At 55.7% G+C, this 2486-nt stretch carries 7 protein-coding genes; 1 reads left to right on the top strand and 6 read right to left on the bottom strand.

Annotation, left to right across the window (positions count from 1 at the left end):
- The 6 genes from HPY58_14120 to HPY58_14145 form a co-directional block, all read right to left on the bottom strand.
- Positions 1 to 313: hypothetical protein (locus HPY58_14120; GenBank protein ID NPV30749.1), on the bottom strand; the 313-nt coding region annotated here is incomplete at its 3' end.
- A 55-nt stretch (positions 314 to 368) separates the two neighbouring features.
- The gene (locus HPY58_14125) at positions 369 to 908 is read right to left on the bottom strand and encodes a helix-turn-helix transcriptional regulator (protein NPV30750.1); all 540 of its coding nucleotides are present in this window, start codon (positions 906 to 908) and stop codon (positions 369 to 371) included.
- A 59-nt stretch (positions 909 to 967) separates the two neighbouring features.
- Positions 968 to 1159: a hypothetical protein gene (locus HPY58_14130; protein NPV30751.1), complete on the bottom strand. Its 192-nt coding sequence runs from the start codon at positions 1157 to 1159 to the stop codon at positions 968 to 970.
- Complete coding sequence (locus tag HPY58_14135; protein NPV30752.1) at positions 1149 to 1520, bottom strand: hypothetical protein; 372 nt, start codon at positions 1518 to 1520, stop codon at positions 1149 to 1151. The genes HPY58_14130 and HPY58_14135 overlap by 11 nt, the downstream gene beginning before the upstream one ends.
- Positions 1521 to 1547: 27 nt before the next feature.
- Positions 1548 to 1724 (bottom strand): hypothetical protein, encoded by a 177-nt coding sequence (locus HPY58_14140; GenBank protein NPV30753.1) that lies wholly within the window; start codon positions 1722 to 1724, stop codon positions 1548 to 1550.
- Positions 1725 to 1742: 18 nt separating this feature from the next.
- Positions 1743 to 2006 carry a helix-turn-helix transcriptional regulator gene (locus tag HPY58_14145; GenBank protein NPV30754.1) on the bottom strand — a complete coding sequence of 88 codons (264 nt, stop codon included), beginning with the start codon at positions 2004 to 2006 and terminating at the stop codon, positions 1743 to 1745.
- A gap of 148 nt (positions 2007 to 2154) precedes the next feature.
- Between HPY58_14145 and HPY58_14150 the strand changes: the two genes are divergently transcribed.
- Positions 2155 to 2486, top strand: a 332-nt coding sequence (locus tag HPY58_14150; protein ID NPV30755.1) for a helix-turn-helix transcriptional regulator, incomplete at its 3' end; no start/stop codon positions are given.

Genomic DNA, 2486 nt, shown 5'->3' on the forward strand with positions numbered 1-2486 from the left:
ATCCGTAGGCCTCAAAGGCCCCGTCCTTATATCTCACGCTGACGCGCATGTGGTAGCTCCTGATCATGTTTCCAGGGTCCGGGTAATCCCAGTTCACCCCCAGGTCAATCTCTCCGCCGGCCTTTAGTAGTTCCTCTCGCCGGGCCCACTCTTTTTCGTCCGCCTGGAGGTCGGCATCAAAGATGCCGCCGCCTGACTTACCGTAGCACACTGGCCCCAGGCTCCTAGCAACCGAATGCGGGTTGGTCAGCTTTCTCTTGCACCTGGCGCAGGTCCCTACGCCTTGATCGGTTTCCTTGATTTCGTTGACCATGTTACTCCCTCCATTGACTGTCCCATTCTCCTGTGATAGAATGGGGTTGGGTAGTTTAGTTGGCGGCTTCTATGAGAGCCGCTTTTTCTTTTGAGGCATAGCCTCTCTCGCAGCATTTCCTGTTGTGGGCGGCAATTAACTCCGATACGTCACACCACCTCCCCAGCGAGATCTTCAGAACCTCGATGTTGTGCTCCACGTCCAGGAACTCCTGGAGGTTTGTTACAAACTCCGCCCATTCTTCCCGGGTGAAATCCTCCCGGGAATTTTTATTTACCGCCAACTCCAGGAGCCTTCCGAGCACGGCTTCCGCCTCTTTCAGCTCTCCTACCAGCTTGAGCAGGATGCTTGCCGGGTCCAGGTTAACCCGGTCCAGGACCTCGTAAGAATAGGCCTGCCCGATGGCGCAGTCGCGCCGGCAATATAGCTGGGTCATCCAGGGCTCGCGGTAGAGCCGGCTCATCGCCAGAACCGTCTCGGGTGGAGGCGTGCTGATCCCATGTTCATAATTGAGCAGGGTTCTGGTAGAAATGTGCAACTGAAAAGACGCCTCCTCGATGCTTAATCCCGCCTTCTTCCGAGCATCACGGTACACCGGTTATCCCTCCCTCCCGTAAATTAATTCCTGGTCATCCGCCCCTGGCCGAGTTACTCTTAAGACGCAGCCGGGATCAGGTTTTTATAGTGGCCGTGTATCCTCTTAAGGTCAGCCAGTATAAGGCGGTGTAGCTCTTGCATGGCCTGGGGCACATCCTCCGGTTTTAAACCCATAGCCGCGAGGTGTTCGAGCAAAATGGTCTGCTGTGCCGCAAGTTCCTCTTTCGATGGGTTGCGCTTATTGAACATCGTTCCCGCCCCCGATCAAGTACCTGACCGCGGCGGCCAGGGTGGTGGCGTCGACCTCATTTTCGATCTGGACGTACTCCATGATGTCGTAGGCGTTGCAGTCGGCGGGCACCAACCCGCACCGGTGAAAATTGGGGACCGAAATCAGGTAGCCGTCGTTCGTTTTGGCCAGGTAAACGTCCAGGCGGGTACCCCGTCCGCATACCTCGAAACACTCTCCGGCCCTGCGGGCGATCCGGACCGGCCAGGCGCTTCTACCCTTGCCGGCTGTAATGGTGGCTACCGGTTCCCGCAGGTTGGCCCGGCGGATATGCTCCAGGGCCGCGGCCCGGGCTGTTGCTCTGGCGTCTTGGGCGATCATGGGTTTCACCTCCTCGGTTTCTTAAATTTAAGGCCTTTCGATTTCGACCGTGTCCCGGCCCATGTAGCCGTCTACGATGTCCCGCCCGCCCTCCAGGATCAGCCGGACGTATCGGGCGTGGAGCCTGTGCAACACTTCAACGACCTTTTTGCCGTTGATGCGGTCGCCTTCGCGGGCCTCCTCAATTGGAACTCTCAGTTTCAATGAGATCACCCCCCTCCCTTACTGGTTGACCGCCTCGGCGGTCGTGGTTTCTTCGTTACCCAACAGTACGTTTGGTTTGTTGGCATAAAATAAGTCGGGGAAAAGTTCCGATGCGGGGATGCCGAACAGGTTTTCCATGGCTAATGCCAATGGCAACCTGGGATTTCTGCTCCCTTGCTCAATCATGCCGTAGAAACTTGGCGTAACGCCCAGTCTCTCGGCAACCTGGGCCTGTGTCCAACCGTGCTCTTTCCTGGCTTCAATTAAGCGATACCGTCTCATGTTTTGTCCACCTCCTTACCAAACGCTCTGTTGGGTTTCTGGCTCCATTATACCCAACGTAAGGTTGGGTTGTCAATAGGTTAGCCAACTTTTTGTTGGGTAAATTTTATAACCCAACACCGTGTGGTATAATGAAAGTGGTGATATTATGGATAAGAGACAGCTTTTTGCAAAGAGACTGCGAGAACTACGTAAATCAAAAGGGCTTACCCAAAAAGAACTAGGTCGGCGCTTGAATGTTACTGAGGCCGCGGTCGGCATGTGGGAGCAGGAGCTTCCGGGAATAATCCCATCTGTCCCTGGGCAGTTTGTTCCTCCTGTTGCGGCTGTTCCTGAGCGCTCGGCTGCTCCTTTTCTGCTTCATCTTCAGCGAAGGCCGCATCCTCAACCGCATAAGGCATATCGTCATCAATGTCAGGCCCCGTCAGAGCAGGATGGGAGCCCGAGAAAGGCGAGCTACCACCACCTGGGCCGAGTGCC

It is taken from the genome of Bacillota bacterium (assembly GCA_013177945.1).
Taxonomy (GTDB): domain Bacteria; phylum Bacillota; class DSM-12270; order Thermacetogeniales; family Thermacetogeniaceae; genus Ch130.